The organism is Geminicoccus roseus DSM 18922, assembly GCF_000427665.1.
In the GTDB taxonomy this organism is placed as follows: domain Bacteria; phylum Pseudomonadota; class Alphaproteobacteria; order Geminicoccales; family Geminicoccaceae; genus Geminicoccus; species Geminicoccus roseus.
The window spans coordinates 2,436,247-2,458,519 of the sequence record NZ_KE386572.1 but is presented as its reverse complement, the minus strand read 5'-3'; the positions used below and the strand labels follow the sequence as shown (position 1 = coordinate 2,458,519).

The following is a 22,273-nucleotide window of genomic DNA, read 5'->3' as shown; positions in this document are numbered from 1 at the left end:
TGTGATCAGGCAGACAATCTTATCGAGGACAAGACGGCCGACCGCCGGGTATCGGCTCCCGCATCATGTGGCCCGGATGAGACAAACATGGACCTGATTCTGACGCGCTTGGTAGAGGCCGGCCGGCTCGCGTCTGCTGACGTGGCACAACTGCGCGAGCAGGCGGCGGAAAGCTCCGAGCCTCTGCCCGCCCTCCTCGCCAAGAGCGGCCTGATGACGCCAGCTGGCTTCGCCCGCGCCATGGCTGACCTTTACAACGTGGAGATCGCCAGCGGCGACGCCCTCCCCAAGGAGTTGCTCTTCCCAGGCCAGCTCGCCGCCCGCTTCCTTGAGGCAAACCGCGCGCTGCCGATCCGCCAGGACGAGCGCACGGTCTGGCTCGGCATGGCCGATCCCACCGACAGCGCCACCATGCGTGCCGTGGCGATCGCCACGCGGCGGCGGGTCATCCCGGTGGTGGTGCCACACGACGAGCTTGAGCGCGCGATCGTGAAGGCGGTTCGTGCCGACGCCCCCTCCCTCGACGAGATCGGGCGAGCGGCGGCCGGGGGCGATCCCCTCGACCAGATGCCGGACGACAAGGAAAGCCTGGAACATCAGGCCGAGGCGGCGCCGGTCATCCGCTTCGTCAATCAGATGCTGTCCGACGCTGCCCGGACCAGCGCCTCCGACATCCATGTGGAGCCTGCCCGTGACCGGCTGCGCGTGCGCTTTCGGGTTCATGGCCGCCTGCGCGAGATCGGTGCCCCGCCGGCGCGTCTGGCCGCGGCGGTGATCTCTCGAATCAAGATCATGGCGCGTCTGGACATCGCCGAGCGCCGGCTGCCGCAGGACGGGCGGGCACGGGTGGTGGTCGACCAGCGGCGCTTCGACCTGCGCGTCGCGACCGCCCCCTCGGTGCACGGCGAGAGCGTGGTGATCCGCCTGCTGGAGACCGACAAGGACGCGCCGAGCTTCGTCGAGCTGGGGATGCCGACGGCGATCGAGGCGGCTATCCGCCGCCAGCTCGCAGCACCTCATGGGATGTTCCTGGTGACCGGCCCGACCGGCAGCGGCAAGACCACGACCCTCTACACCTCGCTGCGCCAGCTCGACGCGGTCAGCGACAAGATCATCTCCATCGAGGACCCGGTCGAATACCAGGTGGAAGGCGTCACTCAGATCCAGGTCCGGCCGGAGATCGACCTAGGCTTCGCCCGGATCCTGCGCAGCGTCGTGCGCCACGATCCGGATGTGATCATGGTAGGCGAGACCCGCGACGGCGAGACGGCGGATATCGCCGTCAACGCCGCCCTGACCGGCCACCTGCTCCTGTCCACCCTGCACACCAACAGTGCGGCGGGCGCAATCGGCCGGCTTCTCGACATGGGAGTGGAGCCGTTCCTCCTGGCTTCGGTGCTGCGCGGCGTGCTCGGCCAACGGCTGGTGGCGGAGCTCTGCCCCAACTGCCGGCGGCCTCATCCTCCCACCGAGGAGGAAGCCGCCGTGCTCCGTCGCTTCGGCGGCGAGGACCTGCCGGTCACCCTGTTCGCCGCCGACGGCTGCGAGCAATGCAACGGGACCGGGATTGTCGGCCGGGTCGGGATCTTCGAGATGCTCGAGGTGGACGAGGAGATCCGCCGCCTGATCCGCGAGCGGGCCCCAAGCCAGGCGCTGCAGGCGCATGCGATGACCCGAGGGATGACCACCATGTTCCAGGATGGCGTCGCCAAGGCCAGGGCTGGCATCACCACCCTGGACGAAGTGCTGCGCGCCACCGAGGAGTTCTGAGCGGATGGCTTCGTTCCGCTACCGCGCATTGACCGCCGCCGGCCAGATGACCAGCGGCGATGTCGAGGGTGCCAATCGGGCCGCCGCAGTGCGGGCCCTGGAAGCGATGGGACTGGTGCCTGTCGAACTGGCCGAGGGGCGTGCGGGAGTGGCCCGTCCCGCCGAACGGCGGACCGCGGCGCGACCGGCGGGTGGCAAGGGGCTGTTCGGGATCAGCGGGTCGGTCGTGACCCAGTTCACCCGAGAGCTCGCGACCCTGGTTTCTGCAGGCCAGACGCTTGCCTGGTCGCTTGAGACCCTTGCCGAGGACGAGACGCTTGGGCGGATGGGAGGCGTGATCCAGCAACTGCTGGGCGAGGTGAAGGGCGGCAAGAGCTTCACCGATGCGCTGGCCCAGCATCCCAGGCTGTTCCCCCGCTCCTATGTCGGCATGGTGCGGGCCGGCGAAGCAACCGGTGCCCTCGATTCTGCCCTGATGGAACTCTCGGCGCTGCGCGAACGGGAGGAACGGATGCGCTCCAAGCTGATCGGGGCGATGACCTACCCGATCCTTCTGGCGATCGTGGCGGTCGGCTCGCTGCTGGTTCTGCTGACCGTCGTGGTGCCCCAGTTCGAGCCGCTGTTCGCCGATGCGGGCGCCACCCTTCCAGGCTCGACCCAGGCGACCCTGGCGGTCGCCAGCTTCGTGGAAGACTACGGGATCATCACTCTGGCCGGGATCGGGCTTGTGGTGCTCCTGCTGGTTGGAGCTACAAGGAGGGAGAGCGGCGCACGCAGCCTGCACCGGATGATGCTGCGCGTTCCCCTGATCGGCGGCATGGCCCGGGCGCGGGCCACGGGTCAGACCACCCGGGTTCTGGGTTCGCTCCTATCAGGCGGCGTCGAGTTGCCGCAGGCCCTGCAGCTCACCCGTGACGTGGTCGGCAATCGGGCGGTCGCCGCCAGCCTCGACCGGGCGCTTTCCGGCGTGCGCCAGGGCCGGCCCTTATGGCTGTGCCTGAGCGATGCCGGACTGCTGGCCCCCCAGGCAATCCGGCTTTGCCGGATTGGCGAGGAGACCGGCAGGCTCGGCGCCACCCTGCAGCAGGCGGCCAACTGGTTCGAAACCCGGCTAGAGGAACGAATTCAGCGGGTCCTGTCGATCCTGGAGCCGGTGATCGTGGTCGGGCTCGGCGTGGCCGTGGCCGGCGTGGTGCTCTCGATCCTGGCGGCAGTGGTTGCGGTGAACGACCTGGCCGGCGTGCGCTGATCAGGTCCGCCAGAACCGCCTGCTGAACAGGATGAAGACGGTGGTGAACTCCAGCCGTCCTACCATCATGCCGAATGCCAGCATCCAGAGGGCGGTATCCGAGAGGCCGGCGAAGCTGCCGACCGGCCCGATCTGGTCGCCGATCCCTGGGCCCACATTGCTCACGGCGGTGAGCGCACCGGAGAAGGAAGTCTCGACGTCCAGGCCGGTGGCAGCGAGCCCCAAAGCCAGGGAAATGACCGTCACCCCATAGAGGGCGAACAGCACAAGGACGGCCCGCACAACATCGTCCCCGACCGGCCGGCCTCCATAGCGACGCACGTTCACCGCGTGCGGCATCACCGTCTCGTTGCGATGCCGGCGCAGCAGCATTGCCAGCACCTGGTAGCGGAAGATCTTCGGGCCGCCAGTGGTCGATCCGGTACAGCCGCCGACCGCGGTCAGGAACAGGAACATCATGACGACGAACGTGCCCCACTGCATGTAGTCGTCGGAAGCGAAGCCGGTGGTGGTCACGATCGAGACGACGTTGAACGCGGCGTGGGTCAGGGACCAGAAGATAGGGGCCTTGCCGACGAGGATCAGCCAGCCCGCTACCATGATCGTGGCGACGACCAGGAACATCACGAATGCGCGGACCTGGGTGTCGGACAGGAGGGCTCGGGGCCCTCGGTTGAGGGTCAGGGCGAACAGAGCCAGCGGCATGCCGCCGCACGCCATGAAGAACGTGGCGGCCCAGAGGATCGGGGCCGGATAAGAACCGAAACTGTCGGCATGGTTGCCGAAACCGCCGGTCGCGATCGTGGCCATGGCATGCACCACGGCGTCAAAAGGCTCCATTCCCAACGCGGCGTAGATGAACGCGCACAGCAGGATCAGGCCGGAATAGACCCCGATCGTCGCCCCGGCGATCTGATCGATCCGGGGGAACAGCTTCTCGCTGCGGTCGGAAGACTCGGTGCGGAAGAGCTGCATGCCGCCCACCGACAGGAAGGGCAGCATCACCAGCGCCAGGACGATGATGCCGGCACCTCCGAGGGCATTGAGCAGGCCGCGCCAGAGCAGGATCCCAGGCGGCGCGATCGACAGATCCGCGATCGCGGAACTGCCGGTGGTGGTGAGACCCGACATCGATTCGAAGTAGGCGGCGGCGTAATCCATCTCCATGGCGCTGAACCGGAACGGCAGCGCGGCGAAACCGGACAGGACGAGCCATGCCAGGGCCGTCAGCAGGAAGCCCTGCCGGCGGTCGACCTTCAGGTCGTCGACATGGAAGGCCAGGATCAGGGCGACGCCGAAGAAGGCGGTAACGCAGGCGGAGATCAGGAACGAGGATGCATCGGCATGACCAAACGCCAGATCCGCCAGCATGGGCACCAGCATGAAGACTGACAGGACGCACAGGAGCGCCCCCAGCGCATAGAAGACCGGCCGGACGTCGATCATCGAGGTGGGCGGTGCCGCTGCATGGATCGCATCGGGTTCCTGCTCCGCCTCAGCCTGCTGCGTCGTCGATATGGAAGCAGATGCGCTCGTTGCCCTGGTAACGGTCGAGCTTCAGTGTCCCGGCGAGTTGGATTGGCCGGTCCGCGGTGCGTAGCAGGTCGCCCAGCGGGCGCTCCAGCGCCCGGAACGCAATGCCATCGACCCTGGAGCCGTCCTTGCCTTCCAGACGAAGCGCAAGGTGGCCGGTGCCGACCGGACGTGCATTGGCCACCCGCACGTCGACCAGATGAAGACGCGGCTCGTCGTTCCCCGCACCAAAGGGCTGCAACTGCTCGAAGGCGGTCGCGAGGTCGCGCCGGCATGCCGCTACGGTGACCGAGGCGTCGAGATCCAGAGCACGTCGCGCTCGCTGTCCACCAGTGATGGCGGGAAGCCGTTTCCGCAGATGCTCGGCGAAGTCGTCCAGACGGTTGGCGGCGATGGTGATACCCGCCGCCATCGGATGGCCGCCGCCCTTCTCGAGGATGCCCTCCTGGCGCGCGGCGATCACTGCCCGTCCCAGATCGACGCCCGGCACCGAGCGCGCGGACCCCTTGCCGATTCCAGCTTCGTCGAACCCGATGACGAAGACCGGCCGATCATATCGCTCGACAAGCCGGCTCGCCACAATGCCGATCACGCCGGGATGCCAGCCCTGGCCATAGGCCAAAAGCACCGAAGCGTCCGCATCGACCTGGTCACGCACCGAACGATCGGCCAGATCCAGGATCTCGCGCTCGATCTGGCGCCGCCGTGCGTTCAGCTGGTCGAGCCGCGCGGCAAGGGCGCCAGCCTCTCCCGCGTCCATTTCAGTGAGCAACCGGACGCCCAGGTCGGCCTGGTCGATCCGCCCCCCTGCATTGATGCGAGGTCCGAGCAGAAATCCCAGATGCCAAGCCTCCAAGGATTCCGGCGCCTTTGCTTCCAGCGCCAGCTTGGCGATCCCGGTATTTGCCCGCTTCGACATCACCCGCAGCCCCTGGCGAACAAAGGCGCGGTTCAGCCCCATGAGAGGGACGACATCGCAGACGGTGCCAAGCGCGACCAGGTCGAGCAGGCTCATGAGGTCCGGCTCGGAGCGGCCACGGCGACGCAATTCCCGGTTCGCGGCCACCAGGAGCAGGAAGGTGACCCCGACCGCCGCCAGATGCCCGTACGGGCTCTCCTGGTCCTGCCGATTGGGATTCACCACGGCGTAGGCCTTCGGAAGGTCAGCCTCGGCCACGTGATGGTCGACGACGATCACCTCCTGGCCCTGCAGCGCAGCGTAGGCCAGGGGCTCGAAGGCGGTGGTGCCGCTGTCCAGGGAGAGCACCAGCCGGCACCCGTGCTCCGCCAACCGGTCGAAGGCACCCGAGTTCGGCCCGTAGCCGTCCAGAAGCCGGTCCGGGATCTCGACCGTCGCCTCGATGCCGCTGGCGCGCAGCCAGCGGCTCAACAGCGCAGCGGACGTGGCACCGTCGACGTCATAGTCGCCGATGATCCCGACGGGTTCACCCTCGACGACCGCTTCAGCCAGCCTGGCGGCGGCCTTGTCCATGTCGACCAGATGTGAGGGGTCCACCAGGAAATCGCGCAGGCGCGGCTCCAGGAATCCGTCGATCTGGTCCAGGCCTATGCCCCGCCCGGCTAGAACCCGTGCGACGACGTCGGCCAGCCCCTTGCGCTGGACCAGGGCGCCGACGAGGTCCGGATCGGCAGGGCGTTCCCGCCACTGCCGTCCAGACACCGGACTGAGCTGCTCCAGCAAGATCCGATCAGCGTCCGAAATGCGGGACGACCCCGCGCTTCTGGCCCATGTTGTGCTCCGCCAGCACGGTACGCACGGTGCCGGTCTTGGAGCGCATCACGATCGAGTGCGTCGAGATCCGGGTGCCGATCCGGCGGATGCCCTGAAGCATGGTCCCATCGGTGACGCCGGTGGCGCAGAAGGTCACGTCGCCCTTGGCCAGGTCTTCCAGATGGTAGATGCGGTCGAAGTCCTCGACCCCGAACTTGCGGGCGCGCCCCTTCTCGTCGTCGTTGCGGAACAGGAGCTTGCCCTGGAACTGACCGCCGATGCAGCGCAGCGCCGCCGAAGCCAGCACGCCCTCGGGCGCGCCACCGCTGCCCATGTAGATGTCGACGCCGGTGTCGGTCCGCGAGGTCGCGATCACGCCCGCCACGTCGCCATCGCCGATCAGCCGGATCCGGGCGCCCGCCTTGCGCACGTCCGCGATCAGTTCGGCATGACGCGGCCGGTCCAGGATCATCACCACCAGGTCGTTGACCTGAACACCCTTGGCCTCCGCCAGCCTCGCGAGGTTGTCCTTGGGAGCGTCCCCGAGCTTGATGACGCCTTCCGGCAGGCCGCCGCCGACCGCGATCTTCTCCATGTAGACGTCGGGCGCGTTCAGGAAGCCGCCCTTGCTTGCCATCGCCAGGCAGGCCAGGGCATTGGATCCGCCCTTCGCGCAGATCGTGGTCCCTTCGAGAGGATCCAGGGCGATATCGACCTCTGGCCCGCGGCCGGTACCGACGCTCTCGCCGATATAGAGCATCGGCGCCTCGTCGCGCTCGCCCTCGCCGATCACGACGGTACCGTCGATGTCCAGCACGTTCAGCGCCGAGCGCATCGCATCCACCGCAGCCTGATCGGCCGCCTTCTCGTCGCCCAGCCCCATCAGGCGGGAGGCCGCCAATGCTGCCGCCTCGGTCACCCGGACCGCGTCCATGGCAAGATTGCGGTCTTCACTCTGATAGTCGCTCATCATCGGCCTCTTCGGGCTGCCGCCCATGCTCTTCTACGATTGATCAAGCACGCTCGATACGGATCATCGTGGGCGCTTCCAGCACCACCGAAAGACCCGCGATGGTGGCAAGCGCCTGGCTCATCGCACCTTCGGTCGCTTCGTGGGTGGTAAGGACCAGGGTAACGGGCTGTTCGGGATCCCGTCCACGCTGGATCAGACTCTCGATGGAGACCCGATGGTCGCGGAGCACGGCCGCCACATCGGCGAGCACGCCCGGACGGTCCACGACCTCCAGGCGCAGATAATAGCTGCCGACCAGATCCTCGGTCGGGGCCATTGGCCGGTCGGTCAGTTCGCTGGCTGCCACGCCGAACGTCGGCAGGCGCAGGCCCCGGGCGATGTCGACAATGTCGGCCACCACGGCGGAGGCGGTAGGACCGGCGCCAGCGCCCCGCCCCTCGAACATCGCCGTGCCGACCCTGTCACCCTCGACGGCAATGCCGTTGAAGACCCCTTCGACCGCGGCGATGGGGGCATCCTGCGGCACCATGGCCGGGTACATGCGCAGCACCAGCCCGCCTTCCGCCAGCCGGGTCGTACCGAGCAGCTTGATCCGGAAGCCCAACTGCTCCGCGAACGCGATATCGACCGGTGCGATTGCCCGGATCCCCTCGGGCCGCATCGCGTCGAAGCGCGGCGGACAGCCATAGGCCAGGCTCGCCAGCAGGGCGAGCTTGTGAGCAGCATCGATCCCGTCCACGTCGAAGGACGGGTCCGCTTCCGCGTAGCCCTTGGCCTGCGCCTCCTCGAGCACGCTCGCGAAATCGCGGCCGGTCTCGCGCATCGTGGTCAGGATGTAGTTGGAGGTGCCGTTCAGAATGCCAGTGATCTTGTGGATTTGATTGGCTGCCAGCCCCTCGCGCAGCGCCTTGACGATCGGGATGCCGCCGGCAACGGCCGGCTCGAACGCCAGAACCACCCCCTTCGTTTCCGCCAGCCGGGCCAGCGACGCACCGTGATGGGCAAGCAGCGCCTTGTTGGCCGTGACCACATGCTTGCCGCTGGACAGCGCTGTCCGGACCAACTCCAGCGCAATGCCGTCCGAACCGCCGATCAGTTCGCAGACAAGATCGATGTCGGGATCGGCCGCAAGATCACGGGCATCCTCGTACCAGCGATAGCGGTCAGCGGGGAAACCACGATCCTTGCCGCGGTCCCGTGCCGAGACCGCCACGATCTCGATCTTCCGCCCGGTGCGCCGGGCCAGGACCGAGCCATTCTCCTCGATCACCGAAACGGTCGCAGCGCCGACCGTGCCCAGTCCCGCGATACCAATCCTGAGCGGGCTCATGCCGCCTCCACCAACGAGGAACCCGCTTGCCCGGTCAGGCCTCGGCGGTGAAAGAAGGCCTTGATGTTGCGGGCTGCCTGCCGGAGGCGCTGCTTGTTCTCAACGAGCGCCAGCCGCACATGGCCATCGCCATACTCTCCAAAGCCGATGCCGGGGGCCACGGCGACGTCCGCCTCCTCGATCAGCAGCTTGGCAAAGCCGAGCGATCCAAGCTCGCGGAACGGCTCGGGAATGGGCGCCCAGGCGAACATCGTGGCCGGCGGCGCAGGCACGTTCCATCCTGCCTTGGCCAGGCCGTCGATCAGCACGTCGCGTCGTTCCTTGTACATGACGCGGATCTTCTCGACGCAATCCTGCGGCCCGTCCAGGGCCGCCGTGGCAGCGACCTGGATCGGGGTAAACGCGCCATAGTCCAGGTAGGACTTGATCCGGGTGAGCGCCGCGATCAGCCGCTGGTTCCCGGCCGCGAAGCCGATCCGCCACCCGGGCATCGAGTAGGTCTTGGAGAGTGACGAGAATTCGACGGCGACGTCGAAGCCCCCTTCCACCTCCAGGATCGAGGGCGGGGGGCTTTCAAACCAGATCTCCGAATAGGCGATGTCCGAGAGAATGAACATGTCCTTGGACTTCGCGAACTTCACCGCCTCTTCGTAAAATTTCCGGTCAACTACCCTGGCGGTGGGATTGGACGGGAAGTTCAGGACCATCATGGTCGGCGACGGCACGGAGTGCTCGGCGGCATGGGCCAGTTCGCGCAGAAGGTCAGGGCCATCCTGCATCGGCACGTGGCGAATGCCAGCTCCGGCGATGATGAACCCGTAGGGATGGATCGGGTAGGAGGGATTGGGCACCAGGATCGTGTCGCCGGGGGCCGTGATCGCCTGGGCGAGATTGGCCAGCCCCTCCTTGGAGCCCAGAGTAACGCAGACCTCGCTCTCCGGGTCCAGTTTCACCCCGAAGCGTCGCCCGTAATAGTTGGCCAGCGAACGGCGCAGCCCCGGGATGCCTCGCGAGGTGGAGTAGCGATGGGTGCGGCCATCGCGCACCGTCTCCACCAGCTTCTCCACGATGTGCTTGGGCGTCGGCGTGTCAGGGTTGCCCATGCCGAGATCGATCACGTCCCTGCCCGCCGCTCGCGCGTCCGCCTTGAGCCGGTTCACCTCGGCGAACACGTAAGGCGGCAGGCGGCGGATGCGGTGGAAGGCTTGCTGCATCGAAAGTTTCCCGGCAGTCCCGCGAGATTGCGGACGGATCGGCGTGACCGCGGCCGTCTAGCACGATCGGCATCGCTAGGACATGCGCCCGTCAATCCCGGCCCGACAAGACCCTGATCGTCACCACTTCGCCGGGCGTGGAGCTATCCGTGCCGACCTCGATCTGTCCGCTCGAAACGCCAGCGGCCACCAGATCCGCTTCCAAGGATCTGGCCCGCCGCGATGCCTGCTCGGGATCGGCGGAACGGCCCACTACCGAAAGGCGCCGCTCATCCATGGCACCCTCGGCGGACACGGCGGCGAGCATTGGGGCCATCGCCTTTACCGTGGGCGAATCAGCGCCGGCCTCCAGGGGGAAGAGCCAGACCCGCCCGACTTCAAGGGCCTCACCTGCCGTCGCGGCCTGATCCGCGACGGCCGCCTGCACCATGTCCGGCGACGGAGGGTCGACCTCCTGCGGCGTAAGCGCGCTTGCGGAGACATCACCGCCGGACGGCGTCTCGCTGGCGGGTTCCGGAACATCCTCTCCGCCCGGTACGTCTCCTGCGAGCGGCAGCTGGTTGCTGGGCGTCGTGCGTGGCGACGGGACCAGGGATGGCTCGACGGTCGTGTCCACCTGGGGGTCGACACCCACCACGTCGTCGAGGAAGGAGGACAGGTCGCCGCTGGTATCGCGTCGCTCGATCAGGACCACCTTGGGCGGCGCCTTGCGCACGGCGGGAACGGCCGCGGGAGCTTCGGTCACGGGCAGCACCGAGGGCGACTCTGGAGGGGGCGGAAGGTCGGCGCCGTCGGTCGAACGCAGGAGTTCGGAGCTACGTCGAGCATAGTCGCGGTCAGCCACCAGTCCGCTCTCGATCGCCCGGCGCTGCTCGACGGAGTAGCCAAGCTGCGGTCGCGGCGGCACGTCCCGCAGGTCCGGATAGGTATTCTCATTCGGCTGGGCGGCGGCAGCCTTGGCGGCGTCCTCGGCGATGATGCGATCAACCAGATCATCGGCCTGCGGCGCCGGCTCAGGTGCACAGGACAGGAGCACCGGGATCGCGCACGCCACCAGGACGAGCGGACGCCTCGTTCGGACAAATCTGGTCTGCGACATGGAACCACTATAGCAGGTCGGCATGCGATGCCCGTCGGGATTACGGTTCTAGATGCGCCCGGCATCGTTGGCAGGTGCGGTGCCCTTCGTCTACACGAGCGCTGGTGGCGGAGGCAAAGGCACAGAGGTCCGATCGCGCATGACCGAGGAACCGAAGGCGGCTCAACCCGAAAATGATGACATCACGGTGATCCTGAACAGGATCGCCGGACGCAGCCAGAAGCTCGTGCAGGATTTCATCAAGCGGCAGAACATGCTCGAGCAGCGACAGGCCGGCGTGGATCCGATCCGCCTTGGCAGCGCCATGATGGAACTGGGCACGCGGCTATGGGCCAATCCTGCGGAGGTCATGAATGCCCAGTTCTCTCTCTGGCAGGACTATCTGCGCCTGTGGAACTCGACCACGTCCAGGATGCTGGGCGGCGAGCCCGAGGCGGTGGTTGTACCCGACCGGGGTGACCGGCGGTTCAAGGATACCGCCTGGGAAGAGAACCCGGTCTTCGACTTCATCAAGCAGTCCTACCTCCTGACCTCCCGCTTCCTGCTGAAGACCGTGGGCGAGACCGAGGGACTGGACGAGAAGACCCAGGCCAAGCTTGCCTTCTACACACGACAGTTCGTCGACGCGCTGGCGCCCTCCAACTTCGTTGCAACCAACCCACAGGTCCTGCGCGAGACGCTGGAGACCAAGGGCGAGAACCTGATCAAGGGCCTCGCCAACATGCTGGAGGATCTGGAGCGCGGCAAAGGCAAGCTGACGATCCGGATGACGGACCTGGACGCGTTCGAGATCGGCCGCAACATCGCTACCTCGAAGGGCAAGGTCGTCTACCAGAACGATCTCATGCAGCTGATCCAGTATGATCCGACAACGGAGAAGCAATACCGGCGGCCGCTCCTGATCGTCCCGCCCTGGATCAACAAATTCTACATCCTGGATCTTCAGGCAAAGAACAGTTTCATCAAGTATTGTACCGACCAAGGGTTCACCACGTTCGTGGTTTCCTGGGTCAACCCAGACGCAAAGCTCGCGCACAAGAGCTTTGAAGACTACATGCAGGAAGGAATTCTCGCTGCCCTGGACGCCATCGAGAGGGCGATCGGCGAGAAGGCGATCAACGCGATCGGCTACTGCCTAGGCGGGACGCTGATGGCCTCGACCCTTTCCTACATGGCGACCAAGAAGGACAACAGGATCAAGGCGGTGACCTTCTTCACCACCCTGGTCGACTTCTCCGAGCCCGGCGAACTCGCCGTGTTCATCGACGAGGAACAGCTCAAGAGCCTCGAGATGCAGATGGCCAGGACCGGCTATCTGGAGGGGGCGGAAATGGCGCACACGTTCAACATGCTGCGCGCCAACGACCTGATCTGGTCGTTCGTGGTGAACAACTACCTGCTGGGCAAGGAGCCGTTCCCGTTCGATCTCCTGTACTGGAACAGCGACAGCACGCGGATGCCTGCCGCGATGCACAGTTTCTATCTGCGCAAGTTCTATCATGAGAACAAGCTGGTCGAGCCGAACGGGATGTCCTTGTGCGGGGTCCCCATCGATCTCGGTCGCCTGAGGCTGCCGGTCTACTGGATCAGCACCCGCGAGGACCATATCGCGCCCTGGAAGAGCACCTACGTCGCCACCCAGATCTACAAGGGGCCCAAGCGTTTTGTCCTGGCTGGATCCGGCCATATCGCCGGGATCGTCAACCCGCCGGGGTCGGGCAAGTACGGCTACTGGGTCAACGATGAACTGCCGCCGGATCCGGAGGCTTGGCTCGCCGCAGCCCAGCATCATCAGGGCAGCTGGTGGGAGGACTGGTCGGCCTGGAATGCTGCCAAGTCCGGCGCCATGGTTCCGGCACGGGTCCCCGGCGCGGGCGGGCTGCCCGCGATCGAGGATGCGCCCGGCAGTTATGTCCGCGCCCGCTCCGACGAGGCGCCGTCATCGTGACCTGGAACGGGTGACGCCGGCCGCGGCAAGCTGCGTGCCGGTACGGTCGAGGTGCGCCCAGCGCGCCTCCTCGTTGATCGAATAGTAGGGCACATATTGGGGCGTACGCTCCTGCGGCAGGATCGCGTTGGTCAGGTTGTCCAGCACCAGCAGGCGGCCATCGACCAGGACCACCAGCACCGCATGGGCCAGGTTGCGCACCGTATCCTGGACCACGACCATGCGCATGTCGCTGGCCGGAACGCCGAGCTGGCGCAGCGAGTAGTATTTGAGGATGGCGTAGTCCTCGCAGTCACCCGTCCTGCGGAGGAACTCCAGCGGTGACGCCCAATAGTCGCTTTTTCCCCAGACCTCCATGTCCGAGCGGTAGGGAATGCGGTTGGCGAAGCGGTTGAGGGTCCGCACCTGCTCGAGACGAGCCTGCCCCCTCATGCTCTCCAGGAGAGTCTGCCAGGCGATGCCGGCCTTGGAGGTGCAGCCGGGCGCGGCTGCGGCACAGGCCCGGTAGAGCTGGCGTTCCGCCTCCACCTGGACGGACATCCGGCTCCATTGCGGCAGCGACAGCTGGCGATCGGCCCGCACCTCCACCGAGTTGAAGATCGTGGGCAAGGCGGCAGATGCCGTCGAAAGACTACATGTCAACAGGAGCCCCGCAGCAGCGAGGCTCACGAGGATGATGCTCGGCATCATCATGCGCTCCGGCTTGCGCGGTCTCTACGTGAGCCCGACGCGTTTCCCCGGAGCGCAGGATGGCGCCTCAATCGTGAACGATATGGAAACGGGCGACGCCTAGATCGCCAACCACGTACCAGGATGCCCGGGAGACTCTCCCGGGCCTGTGCTCAACCGGCCGCCGACGATCGCCGGCTGAGCAGCCAGGCGGCCAGGTAGCCCAGCGCCATCACCAGGGCTGCGGCCAGCATGGTCAGCGTGCCGACCGCGGGCACCTGCGGCGTGTAGCCTGACTGGATCTTGGCGCTGATCCACTCTGGTATCGTCTGGTCGGCCCCGGTCGCGAACATCGAAAGCGGGAAGTTTGCCCAGGAAAGCAGGAAAGAGAACAGGAAGCCCGAGAAGATCCCGGGCGCCAGGATCGGCAGGGTCACCTCCTTGAGCACCTGCCAGCGGCTGGCGCCCAGATCCATGGCCGCCTCCTCGACCGCCGGGTCGAAGGCATAGACCTGGATGGCGATCACCATGGTCGCGATCGGCGCAATCCAGACCAGATGGGCGAAGATGGCGGTGGTCCAGGAGGGCGTCACGCCGATCGCGGTGAACCAGAGCAGCAGGGCCAACCCCAGCACCGCCTGCGGGAACAGGATCGGCAGCAGCATGATCTTCTGGAACAGCTTGCGCCCCTTCCAGTCGTAGCGGGCGAAGGCCAGCGCGCCGAAGAAGGCCAGCACCGTCGAGATGACCGCCACCGCCAGCGCCAGGAACAGCGATGTCCAGAAGAACCCGCGGATCGACAGGGATTCCAGCACGTCGCCATAGTGCTTCACGCTGTAGGCCGGGATCGGAAAGCGGAAGAACTTGGAGCGCGAGAAGGAGGCGAGCACCAGCGTCGCCATCGGCAGGTACATGAACAGTATCAGGAGGGCGATTGCCGACCCATAGAGGAACTTCGCCCTGCGGCTGATCTCCTGCATCACTCATCTCCGCCCGAAAATGCCGTCGAGGTCGATCCGCTTGAGCAGCGTCAGCGCCAGCCCTCCGGCCAGGAGGATCATCAGGACCGACAGCGCCGAGCCCTTGGGCCAGTTCTGCGCGAAGGTGAATTCCTTCTGGATGTCCTGGGCGATCATGACCACGGCGGTGCCTCCCAGGATCTTCGCTTCCGAGATGGCGCCCGCGGCCAGGATGAAGGTCATGAGGGCGCCGATCAGGATGCCGGGCATCGCCAGCGGGATGTCGACCTCCTTCAGGACCTGCCAGCGGCTGGCGCCGAGGTCGAAGGCAGCCTCGCGCATCTGCATCGGCACCATGGAGATGCCGAGCGTCATCGGGAACAGCATGAACGGCAGATAGACATAGACCAGGCCGAACAGGGTTGCGGCCGAGGTATAGAGCATCGAGTCAACCTGGATGCCCAAGAAGGTCTCGAGGCTGCCCGAAACCACCCCCCCTTTGACCAGGAACAGGACCCAGCCCAGCAGGCGCAGGTTCTCCGCCACGAACAAGGGGGCAGTGATCAGCACCGCCAGAATGCTGCCGCGATGGCCGAACACCCGGACCATCGCGTAGGCGACCGGATAGCAGATCACGAACAGGATCAGGACCGTGAGGGCCGCCAGCCAGACCGAGGAAAGGAAGGAGATATAGTAGGAGGTCGCGAGGATCTCCTCGAAGTTGGCGAGCGTCGGCGTTTGGAGGACCGAAAAGCTCTGCGCCGGCATGAAGGCGAAGATCGTCACCAGCAGCAGCGGCCCGACAAAGCCCGCGAGCAGCAGCACCGTCATCGGCACCGCGGTCAGGACTCCTGGCTGCCTGAGCCAGTCAAGTACATGAGGTCTGCGTGCTATGGGACGGGCCGCTGGCGCTGCCACCGCCTCGATCCCGATCGCACTCCCGGCACTCGCCATGAATTCGGTCCTTGTTTCAGATGCCGACGGATCCGGGGCTGCCCGGCATCACTGCTGCAGGCGGTTGGTCGCGAAGATCATCATGTCGGAGGTGTCGAAGCCGATGGTGATCGGGCGGTCCAGCCCGCCTTCCAGGCGCTGCTCGCGCAGCTTCTCGACCAGGAAGGTGCCGCCCCCTTCGACCCGGACCTGGTACTGGACCCGCGAGCCCAGCAGGTACTCGTTGAAGACGGTTCCCTGCAGCAGGTTGTCCGCTGTGGCGCCGTTCTCGCAGAACCGGATCGATTCCGGGCGCACCACGACCGTGCCGGTCTCGAACCCCTGCGGCAGGAACGGCACCGCGAGCGCCCGGCCGGACGCGGTGTCCACGACCTTTCCCTCGTCGCCCCGGCACACGTCGATGATGTTCACCTCGCCCATGAACTCGGACACGAACCGGTCGGAAGGCGTGGCGTAGATCTCGTGCGGCGTGCCGACCTGCACGAACCGGCCGCGGTTCATCACCCCGATCCGGTCGGACATCACCATCGCCTCCTCCAGCGAGTGGGTGATGTAGACGAAGGTCTTGCCGGTCTCGCGGTGGATGTCCTTGAGTTCCTTTTCCAGGATCTTGCGCAGCTTGTAGTCCAGCGCGGACAGCGGCTCGTCGAAGAACAGGATCTCCGGATCGAACGCCAGAGCACGGGCGAGCGCCACGCGCTGCCGCTCGCCGCCCGAGCACTGGGTGACCGCTTTGCCGTAGTAGTTTTCGGGCAGGCGAAGCTGCGCCATCAGTTCCAACGCCCGCTTCTTCCTGGCAGCCGGATCGACGCCCCTGATCTTGAGCGGGAATTCGATGTTCTGGCCAACCGTGCGGTGCGGAAACAAGGCGAGCGACTGGAACACCATGCAGGTCGGGCGCTTGTTGGCGGGCATGTCGTTGATGCGCCGGCCCTTGAGCAGGATGTCGCCGTGGGTCGGCTTGTCCATCCCGACCAGCATGCGCACCATCGTGGTCTTACCGCTGCCGGACGGCCCGACGATGGTGAAGAACTCGCCTTCCCGAATATCGAGATTGATGCGGTCCACGGCGGCGAAGTCGCCGAAGATCCGGTCGATGCCACGGAGTTCGAGAATCGGCTTGGCCGGGCTTGCGGCAGGTGACGTCATCGCCATCGCGGCTGGATCTCCGGATTATCGGGCCCGAACGGAGAAAAGGCACCGGCCGGAACGGGCCGATGCCGGGTAGATCACGCCTGGCGTTCGCGCACGGCGGCCGAGAAGATCTCGTGCAGCTTCGGGTAGGAGGGGATGGTGTCGAAGTCGGCGCAGCGGGACATCAGCGCCGACATCTCGTCCCACTGGAAGGCATCCAGCTCCTCCCCGTCGAACAGCTCCATGACCCGCGGGTCGCCCATCTGCCCGACCGGGTTGAAGGTGCCCTCGGCGAAGGACACCGCCTTGCAGGTTTCCGGGCGGTAGCAGTACTCCAGGAAGTCCGCGCCGCGCGGCGAGAGCTGCGGGTTGTTGACCAGCGAGGTCAGTTCCATCCAGCAGACCCCCGCCTTGCCTTCCAGTTCCTCCGGCCCCTTGGTCGGCACCACGCAGCGCAGGTTCGGGTTGCCGTCGTAGCGGGCCGTGGAGACGGTATAGACGCTGCCGGGGAAGCTGCCGGAGATCGAGCCGTTGATGATGCCCAGCGCGATCGCGTTCATGTCGTCGGACAGGAACGAGGCATTGTTGATGATCTTGCGGATCGTCGTCTCGTAGATGGCGATCTCGTCGTCGGTCAGCGGGCGGAACGGGCTGAAGCCCGCGGCGATCACCGCATGCATGATCACCCAGTCGTCGTACATCAGGACAGCATACTTGCCCTTGAAGTCGTCCGACAGCATCAGGTCGTAGCCCTCGTCCTCCAGGGTCGCCTGGGACACGTCGTCGGTGTTGATCAGCATGCCGGAGGGGCCGAACCGCTGGATCATGCCGAGCAGTTCCTTGCCGTCCTCCGACATCGCCCACTTATAGGGGTACTTGAACTCGGGCAGCATCATCTCCCAATGCGGGCGGAACCGCTCCTGGTCCAGGGGCACGATCAGGTTTTCGGGATAGAGCTGCCGGCGTCCCCAGCTGTTGTTCAGGTTGATGACGTCCCAGATCTTGGTGTCGCCTGCGCGGAGCTGGTTGACCGCGTCGGGATCCGAGATCAGGCCCTGCGCCTTGACCGTGCAGTTGAACTCGGTCCGGAACGGGTCCAGCACCTTGTCCGAGTTGTAGCCTTCCCAGCAGTAGATGTTCATTTCGTTTTCCCGGGCGGCAAACGCCGCCCGGGGAAGCGCGGAAGCGGCGGCGATGCCGCCGGCCAACATGGATGACTGCCTGAGGAAGTCCCGCCGGGAAGCGCTGAAGGACTGCAGGAAATTCTTCGGCTTCATGCGGGGCATCCTCTGTCGGTTGGCTTCATGCGGAACAGCAGCTGGCCTTGCCATTCGACCGGCTCGCCTCGTTCTTGCCAGGCGGCAGGTCGATGACGGGATTGCGGTCGAAGAACCCGGTCGGCATCAGCATGAAGCCACAGCGCACGCATGGCTGAACCGGGTGGTCCTCGACCCTCGGCAGATGGTGCAAGCCAAAACTGTGCCAGAGAACGATGTCCGTGTTCTCGATCGGACGGTTGCGCGCCGTCCAGTCCGGCAGCCCCTCCCCGCCCGGGGAATGGTTCATGAACTCCCCCGCCGGATAGCGTTCGTCGGCCGAGAACGGCGTCACCCAGAGATGGTTGTAGATGAAGCCGGCACGCTTGCCCGAAGGCCCTTCCGGATGGGTGTAGGCCTTTACCACCGAGGTCGGCAGCAGCTTGTAGGCGGTGGGCTTGCCGACCCAGTTGCGGACGTCCGGATTGGTGATCTTCCAGTAGCGCTGCTGGTCGAAGTCGGCGTTGCGGCGCGCCGCGAGTTCCGTGGTGAGCGGCGTTTCCTCCACGTAGAAGACGTTGCCATAGGGGTTCTCCGGCCCCATGGGCGGCGCCACGGTGTTGCACTCGACCACCGTGTTGGCGGGGCCGTCGACCTCCATGTCCAGGCGCGCCGAGAACAGGTGCTGATGGATCTGGCCGACGACGCCAGGTGCCACTTCGGTGGCATATTTGCCCGGATTGCCCGGAATGCAGGCAGCGGTGTTGATCACCCCGGTGGCCTTCATCTCGAACTCGATGTTCCCGTCCTGGTAGAGATACCAGTAGGACCCGTATTCGTAGTTGCCGACCGTCGTGATCGACGAAATCACCAGTCGTCGCATCCGGCGGGTCTCGGTCCGTTCGGTACGGAAGTCGAAATGCTTCCAGGCAAGGCCCGCGTCCTCCTCGTGCAGGCAGATCCCGTTCTTGATGGTGCGCGGGTTGCCCTGAAGGTCCGAGAGCTGGACATCAAAATAGTGGATATGGCCCAGGCAGTCACAGCCGAGTTCCAGGGAATTGGCCAGGCGGCCGAACCCGTACTCACCGCTGTCGAACACGTTCTTGCGATGGTGGGCCCGCTCATTGGACCCATAAGGCACCACCATTTCCGCAATCGATGCGCGGTAGACAATGGGGCGCCGCCGGCCGTCCCTGCTGTGGCCGATCTGGTGCAGGACCAAACCCTCGCGGCCGTTGAAGCCGACGCGCAGGTCCCAGCCAAGCCAGCTGACCTTGTTGCCCTCGACGACGAAGCTCGGGCCATCCGGCTGGACGACATCCAGCGGCTTGCCAGCCGGCTGGTAGCTCGTGACGATGGCGCTGTCGTAGTTGACCGGCGTCTCCGGCACCGGGATGGGCTCGGCATCCGCGAAGTAGTCGTCGACGCGCAGGACGACCATCTTGTCGACGTCGACCACGACGTTGATGCCCTCGACGGGATGGGCGTAGTAGTTGTCGAGGGGGAACATGCGCATCCACACGAAGGTATGCGCGAGCCGCTTTCCTTCTTCGCCCGGCACCCCGAAGTTCCCGGCACTCCACGGATCGACGCAGATCAGGTCGAGCTTGTCGCCGAGGCCCCGCCGCTCCAGGGCGGCGATGAAGCGTGGATCCGCCTTGGCGGCCTCCTCGATCATCATGAACTCTTCCGGCGAGATCATCGGCCGGACGCCGGGCAGGAACTCGACCTTGCTGACGACACCCGCGACCAAGTCGACCAGTCCCTTGAAGACGCCGGTCTCGCCCTTGCGATAAGCGTTGAAGCGGGCGACCCGCGGCAGCGGCGCCCCGGCGACATGGCTGCGCACGACCTCCTTCGCCGGCTCCTCCAGATCAATCGTCTCGAACAGCAGGCTGGGGTCCTGCTCGAAATGGGCGCGGACCAATGCGCTTGCCGCCGAAATTTCCGCCGCCGAAAGCGGATCCAGCGGATGGTCCGGCAACGCCATCGCGGCGGTCGCCAAGGTTTCCTCGAGTCGCAAAGCCATCCGTCAGACCTCCTGGTGATCGCCAAAGGCAGTCCAAGGAGGATCAGCGATAACCGAATAATTTCAAGTCTGAATATTGAGCAATGACGCCTATGGATTAGGCAAAGAACGACCACTGAAGAAGCAAAAGACCCACAGCATGTCTCCATGCTGTGGGTCTTTCTGAAGGACCGGCCTCGGTCAGACCGGTCTAGAGGAGTTCACGAGTGGCAGCATCTGCTGCCGTGCAGCTTGCTGGCTGCGTTCTTCTCCGGCGGCAGGTCGATCACCGGGTTCTGATCGAAGAACCCGGACGGCATCAGCTTGAAGCCGCAGACCACGCAGGGCTGGACGGGATGGTCCTCAGGGCGCGGCAGGTGGTGCAGGCCGAAGCTGTGCCACAGGACGATGTCGGCGTTCTCGATGGGCCGGTTCTGCTCGGTCCAGACCTCGACGCTGTCGTCGCCGGTGGACTGATTGACGAACTCGCCGGCCGGATAGCGTTCCTCGGGATGGAACGCCGTCACCCAGAGGTGATTCTGGATGAAGCGGCCCCGCCTGCCGGAGGGGCTGTCGGGATGGGTGAATGGCTGCACCGCCGACATCGGCTCCAGCTTGAAGGCGGTCGACTGGCCGAGCCAGTTCTTCGCCTCCGGGTTCACCACCTTCCAGTAGCGCATCCGGGAAAAATCGACCTGGCGGCGCCCCTCCAGTTCCGACGTCAACGGGGTCTGCTGGACGTAGAAGGCGTTGCCGTACGGGTTGTCTGCGCTGCCGACCGGGTCGACCAGCGTGTCGCATTCGACCACGGTGTTGTTCGGGCCATCGACCTCCATGTCCAGACGCGCGCAGAACACATGCTGGTGGATGTGCCCGACCACGCCCGGCGCCACCTCGGTACCCCACTTGCCGGGCTGACCCGGGTGGCAGGCCGCGGTGTTGATGATGCCGGTGGCCTTCATCTCGTACTCGATGCGGCCGTCCTGGTGCAGATACCAGTAGGACGCGTACTCGTAGTTGCCGATCGTGGAGATCGACGAGATCACCAGCTTGCGGGCCCGCCGCACTTCGGTGCGCTCGGTGCGCAGGTCGTAGTGCTTCCAGGACAGCCCGGCGTCTTCCTCATGCAGGCAGATCGCGTTCTTGATCGTGCGCGGCTCGCCGAACAGGGTGGGCACCACGGCGTCGAAGTAGTGGATGTAGCCCAGGCAGTCGCAGCCGAGTTCCAGCGAGTTGGCCATGCGGCCAAAGCCGAGTTCGCCGTTGTCGAACACGTTCTTGCGGTAGTGCGAACGCTCGGGCGTGCCGTAGGGCACCACCATCTCGGCGATCGACCCACGGTACATGATCGGGCGCCGCTTGCCGGCATGGCTGTAGGCGACCGTGTGCAGGGTCAGGCCCTCGCGACCGTTGAAGCCGACGCGGAAGTCCCAGTTCTCCCAGGTGACCTTGTTGCCCTCGACCAGGAAGCCCGGCCCGTCCGGCTGGACCACGTCCAGGCGGGAAGACGGCTTGCGGTACTCCTTGATGATGTCGGAGTCGTAGTTCAGCGGCGTGCGCGGCACCGGGATGTAGTCACCACTCTCGGCGAAATGGTCGGTGACCTCGATGATCTCGGCGGTGGCGAGATCGACCAGCACATGCAGGCCTTCCACCGGATGCGCGTAGTAGTTGTCGAGCGGGAAGGTGCGCATCCAGATGAAGCAGTTCATCACCCGGCGGCCGGCTTCCTTGTCGATGCCGAAGCTGCCGACCGTCCAAGGATCGACCGCCATGTACTCGACCTCGTCGAGCAGGCCGCGCTTTTTCAGCGCCGCGCGGAAGTCCGGGTAATCCTTCACCTTGCGCTCGATGTCGAGGATTTCCTCGACAGCGACCATGGCGCGGGCGTTCTCGCGGAACTCCTTGGAGATCACCTCGCCCTTGTTCAGGTCGACCCGGCCGACCCAAACGCCCATGACACCCCGCTCATAGGCGTTGAAGCGGGCGATCCGCTCGAACGGCTCGCCCTGGACATAGTCGCGCACGACCTGCTTGGGCGGCTCCTGGATATCGATCGTCTCCACCCGCAGGTTCTCGCCGAACCCGAAATGGTCACGGATGACCGACGCGGCCCTGCGGATCTCGTCGGCGCTCAATGGATCCAGCGGATGCTCCGGGCGAACCACGGGATTGGCCAGAATCGCCTCTTCGACGCGCAACGCCATCATTCTCTCCAAGGGGTCTCGTCCAGCCCGTCCGCTGGCAGCGGCCGGAAGCCGTATGCGCACACGAATGGGACCGACATGCGCAATCGGCCCTTCACAAGAGGATCCGCCAGGACGCAGGAGGCGGCAAGTCCCAATTTCGCGTAACAGGACGTTTCGCGATGGCCGCTAAACTGATGAAAGCAAAAGAGAATCTCTACGGGACATTTCTGCGAGTGCAGAATTCATGCAGCACGCT

Annotated in this window: 16 protein-coding genes; 3 read left to right on the top strand and 13 right to left on the bottom strand. The window is 65.6% G+C overall.

The window, feature by feature from the left end:
* Nucleotides 1-87: 87 nt before the first annotated feature.
* Together GEMRO_RS29330 and GEMRO_RS0112470 are read left to right on the top strand one after the other, a co-directional pair.
* Nucleotides 88-1,770: a GspE/PulE family protein gene (locus tag GEMRO_RS29330; RefSeq protein ID WP_035485237.1), complete on the top strand. Its 1,683-nt coding sequence runs from the start codon at nucleotides 88-90 to the stop codon at nucleotides 1,768-1,770.
* Nucleotides 1,771-1,774: 4 nt separating this feature from the next.
* Nucleotides 1,775-3,019 (top strand): type II secretion system F family protein, encoded by a 1,245-nt coding sequence (locus GEMRO_RS0112470; protein WP_027134254.1) that lies wholly within the window; start codon nucleotides 1,775-1,777, stop codon nucleotides 3,017-3,019.
* Here the strand turns inward: GEMRO_RS0112470 and GEMRO_RS0112465 are convergent, their stop codons facing one another.
* From GEMRO_RS0112465 to GEMRO_RS0112440, 6 genes are all read right to left on the bottom strand, one after another.
* The gene (locus tag GEMRO_RS0112465) at nucleotides 3,020-4,465 is read right to left on the bottom strand and encodes a TrkH family potassium uptake protein (RefSeq protein WP_027134253.1); all 1,446 of its coding nucleotides are present in this window, start codon (nucleotides 4,463-4,465) and stop codon (nucleotides 3,020-3,022) included.
* 49 nt (nucleotides 4,466-4,514) lie between these two features.
* Nucleotides 4,515-6,254, bottom strand: coding sequence for a single-stranded-DNA-specific exonuclease RecJ (gene recJ, locus GEMRO_RS0112460; protein ID WP_240476677.1), 1,740 nt, complete (start codon nucleotides 6,252-6,254; stop codon nucleotides 4,515-4,517).
* A 7-nt stretch (nucleotides 6,255-6,261) separates the two neighbouring features.
* The gene (glpX, locus tag GEMRO_RS0112455) at nucleotides 6,262-7,254 is read right to left on the bottom strand and encodes a class II fructose-bisphosphatase (RefSeq protein WP_027134251.1); all 993 of its coding nucleotides are present in this window, start codon (nucleotides 7,252-7,254) and stop codon (nucleotides 6,262-6,264) included.
* Nucleotides 7,255-7,297: 43 nt separating this feature from the next.
* A complete protein-coding gene (locus GEMRO_RS0112450; protein ID WP_027134250.1) occupies nucleotides 7,298-8,587 on the bottom strand; it encodes a homoserine dehydrogenase in 1,290 nt (429 codons plus the stop codon).
* Nucleotides 8,584-9,801, bottom strand: a complete 1,218-nt coding sequence (locus tag GEMRO_RS0112445; protein ID WP_027134249.1) for an LL-diaminopimelate aminotransferase — start codon at nucleotides 9,799-9,801, stop codon at nucleotides 8,584-8,586. Before GEMRO_RS0112445 ends, GEMRO_RS0112450 begins: the two co-directional genes overlap by 4 nt.
* A gap of 91 nt (nucleotides 9,802-9,892) precedes the next feature.
* Nucleotides 9,893-10,900, bottom strand: coding sequence for a hypothetical protein (locus GEMRO_RS0112440; protein ID WP_035485234.1), 1,008 nt, complete (start codon nucleotides 10,898-10,900; stop codon nucleotides 9,893-9,895).
* A 139-nt stretch (nucleotides 10,901-11,039) separates the two neighbouring features.
* Here GEMRO_RS0112440 and GEMRO_RS0112435 point away from each other — a divergent pair, with 139 nt between their 5' ends.
* Nucleotides 11,040-12,848, top strand: coding sequence for a PHA/PHB synthase family protein (locus GEMRO_RS0112435; protein WP_035485232.1), 1,809 nt, complete (start codon nucleotides 11,040-11,042; stop codon nucleotides 12,846-12,848).
* On the opposite strand, the gene GEMRO_RS29325 is transcribed toward GEMRO_RS0112435, so the two are convergent.
* From GEMRO_RS29325 to GEMRO_RS0112395, 7 genes are all read right to left on the bottom strand, one after another.
* Entirely contained in the window at nucleotides 12,840-13,457 is a 618-nt protein-coding gene (locus GEMRO_RS29325; protein ID WP_051329000.1) for a transglutaminase-like cysteine peptidase, read from the bottom strand. The genes GEMRO_RS0112435 and GEMRO_RS29325 overlap by 9 nt on opposite strands.
* A 233-nt stretch (nucleotides 13,458-13,690) precedes the next feature.
* A complete protein-coding gene (locus GEMRO_RS0112420) occupies nucleotides 13,691-14,497 on the bottom strand; it encodes an ABC transporter permease (protein ID WP_027134246.1) in 807 nt (268 codons plus the stop codon).
* A 3-nt stretch (nucleotides 14,498-14,500) separates the two neighbouring features.
* Complete coding sequence (locus tag GEMRO_RS0112415) at nucleotides 14,501-15,307, bottom strand: ABC transporter permease (RefSeq protein ID WP_051328999.1); 807 nt, start codon at nucleotides 15,305-15,307, stop codon at nucleotides 14,501-14,503.
* A 171-nt stretch (nucleotides 15,308-15,478) separates the two neighbouring features.
* The gene (locus tag GEMRO_RS29320) at nucleotides 15,479-16,585 is read right to left on the bottom strand and encodes an ABC transporter ATP-binding protein (protein ID WP_051328998.1); all 1,107 of its coding nucleotides are present in this window, start codon (nucleotides 16,583-16,585) and stop codon (nucleotides 15,479-15,481) included.
* A 74-nt stretch (nucleotides 16,586-16,659) separates the two neighbouring features.
* Nucleotides 16,660-17,841 (bottom strand): ABC transporter substrate-binding protein, encoded by a 1,182-nt coding sequence (locus GEMRO_RS0112405; protein ID WP_205624960.1) that lies wholly within the window; start codon nucleotides 17,839-17,841, stop codon nucleotides 16,660-16,662.
* A gap of 25 nt (nucleotides 17,842-17,866) precedes the next feature.
* Nucleotides 17,867-19,849 carry a primary-amine oxidase gene (locus GEMRO_RS0112400; RefSeq protein ID WP_035485230.1) on the bottom strand — a complete coding sequence of 661 codons (1,983 nt, stop codon included), beginning with the start codon at nucleotides 19,847-19,849 and terminating at the stop codon, nucleotides 17,867-17,869.
* A gap of 200 nt (nucleotides 19,850-20,049) precedes the next feature.
* Nucleotides 20,050-22,035 (bottom strand): primary-amine oxidase, encoded by a 1,986-nt coding sequence (locus GEMRO_RS0112395; RefSeq protein WP_051329604.1) that lies wholly within the window; start codon nucleotides 22,033-22,035, stop codon nucleotides 20,050-20,052.
* Nucleotides 22,036-22,273: the final 238 nt, after the last annotated feature.